At 54.6% G+C, this 2,264-nt stretch carries 2 pseudogenes; one reads left to right on the top strand and one right to left on the bottom strand.

Going from position 1 to position 2,264, the window contains the following annotated elements:
• Window positions 1–2,081 (top strand): annotated as a pseudogene (locus L248_RS09310) (hypothetical protein); the annotation flags it as partial.
• A gap of 44 nt (window positions 2,082–2,125) precedes the next feature.
• Here L248_RS09310 and L248_RS16550 read toward each other — a convergent pair.
• Window positions 2,126–2,197: pseudogene (locus L248_RS16550) on the bottom strand (hypothetical protein); the annotation flags it as partial.
• Between the last annotated feature and the right edge of the window lie 67 nt (window positions 2,198–2,264).

Below are 2,264 nucleotides of genomic sequence, written 5' to 3'. Positions count from 1 at the left end.
TGCCAGATTCCGAACCGGAGGCACTCGTTGAGCCGCTTTCGGAACCAGAAGCAGAAGTGCTGGTGGATTCAGACGTTGAGGCACTCGTTGATGCAGAAGCTGACGTGCTGCTGGATTCCGAACCAGAGGTGCTTGTTGAAGTGCTTTCGGAACCGGATGCCGAACCAGATTCGCTGGCTGAAGTGCTTTCGGAACCAGAGGCAGAAGCGCTGGTGGATTCAGATGTTGAGGCACTCGTTGATGCAGAGGTCGACTCGCTGCCAGATTGTGAACCAGAAGCACTTGTTGAGCCGCTTTCTGAACCGGAAGCCGATGCAGAAGTACTCATCGAAGTGCTCTCAGAGCCAGAGGCAGAAGTGCTCGTTGAAGTGCTTTCGGAACCAGAAGCAGATTCAGACGTTGAGTCACTCGTTGATGCAGAGGCAGATGTACTGCCGGATTCTGAACCAGAAGCACTTGTTGAGCTGCTTTCTGAACCGGAAACCGACTCTGATTCGCTAGCCGAAGTGCTTTCGGAGCCGGACGCAGAAGCGCTGGTGGATTCAGAAGCCGACGCACTCGTTGAAGTGCTAGCCGACTCCGAGCCAGATGTGCTCGCCGATGCAGATTCTGAACCGGATGCACTAGTTGACGTGCTTTCTGAACCAGAAGTGCTGGCAGACTCGGAAGCAGACGTGCTGGTTGAAGTGCTTTCTGAACCGGATCCGGATGCACTACCAGACGTCGAACCCGAGGCACTAGCTGACGTACTTTCAGAAGTCGATGCTGACGCAGAGGCGCTGGTGGACTCAGAGCTGCTCATCGATGTGCTGGCGGATTCGGAACCAGACGTGCTGGCTGAAGCACTCTCAGAACCAGAAGTTGATTCACTACCAGATGTCGATGCGGAATCACTGGCTGAAGTACTCTCGGAACCAGAAGCACTCGCAGATTCAGAACCAGATGTGCTCACCGAATTACTCTCTGAGCCAGAAGCAGACGCACTCGTTGAGGTGCTGGCGGATTCAGAACCAGAAGCTGATTCACTGCCAGATGCTGAACTGGACGTACTTGTTGAAGTGCTTTCTGAACCGGAAGCTGACCCACTGGTCGACTCAGAAGTGGATGCGGAAGCACTGGCAGAACCGCTCGCCGAACTAGAAGTGGAACCAGATTCACTACCTGATGATGAAGTACTAGCCGATGCGGAACCAGACCCGCTGACCGAGCTGCTGTCTGAGCCGGATGTCGACGTACTAGTCGACTCGGAAGCTGATACCGAAGCACTGGCAGAGCTGCTTTCTGAACCAGATGCAGATTCACTGCCTGACGCAGATGTACTGGCGGATTCAGATGCCGAAGCACTGGTTGACTCTGATCCAGACGCACTCGTTGAGGTGCTGGCGGATTCAGAATTAGAAACGGAAGTGCTGGCGGATTCAGAACCCGATACACTTGTCGATGCGCTTTCGGACCCAGATGCCGAGTCACTGCCCGACTCTGACGCGGACGCACTCGCTGAAGTTGAAGCGGATGTGCTTTCCGAACCAGAAGCGGAAGCTGAGTCACTGGCTGATGCTGATTCAGAACCGCTGGTTGACGTGCTGGTTGAATCAGAGGCAGAAACACTAGTTGACTCTGAATCGGAAGCACTCGCTGACGTGCTGGCTGAATCTGACGTCGAAACACTCGTCGACTCAGAAGAAGACGTGCTAGTCGAGTTGCTTTCTGAGCCAGAAGCTGACGCGCTGGTTGATGCAGAAATACTCTGTGAGTCTGATGCCGAGGTACTGGCCGAAGCAGACTCGCTGCCTGACGCTGAAGCCGAAGTACTGGTCGAGGCAGAATCAGAACCTGACACAGACGTGCTGGCTGAATCAGATACGGAAGTGCTCGTCGACGTGCTGCCTGATTCAGAAACCGATGACGAATCACTGGCTGAAGCAGACGGCGCAGCAGAGTCGCTGGTTGATGCTGCCGCACTCGTTGACGTGGACGTGGCTGCAGACGCAGCAGCTGAAGCAGACCCTGCTGCCCCATTGGTGGCTGCAGTGGATCCGGCAATCGTCGTTTTCGACTTGGTTGCCAAGACTTGTTCTTGACCGAGTTCCTTACTTACCCCCGGTTGCACTGTATCCGCTTTTACCGGTGTCCCCGCAGTAACACCGGCTCCAAATAAGCTGGCCAAGGTGGCTGTCCCAGCGACAAGCCACTTTTTCCCAGATTTATACCCGAATTGTCAACCGAAGTGCAACACTGAAGCCTAAGGAAGAGGAACGGTCTAC

It is taken from the genome of Schleiferilactobacillus shenzhenensis LY-73, from assembly GCF_000469325.1.
Classification (GTDB): domain Bacteria; phylum Bacillota; class Bacilli; order Lactobacillales; family Lactobacillaceae; genus Schleiferilactobacillus; species Schleiferilactobacillus shenzhenensis.
This window is presented reverse-complemented; position numbering and strand designations above follow the sequence as displayed.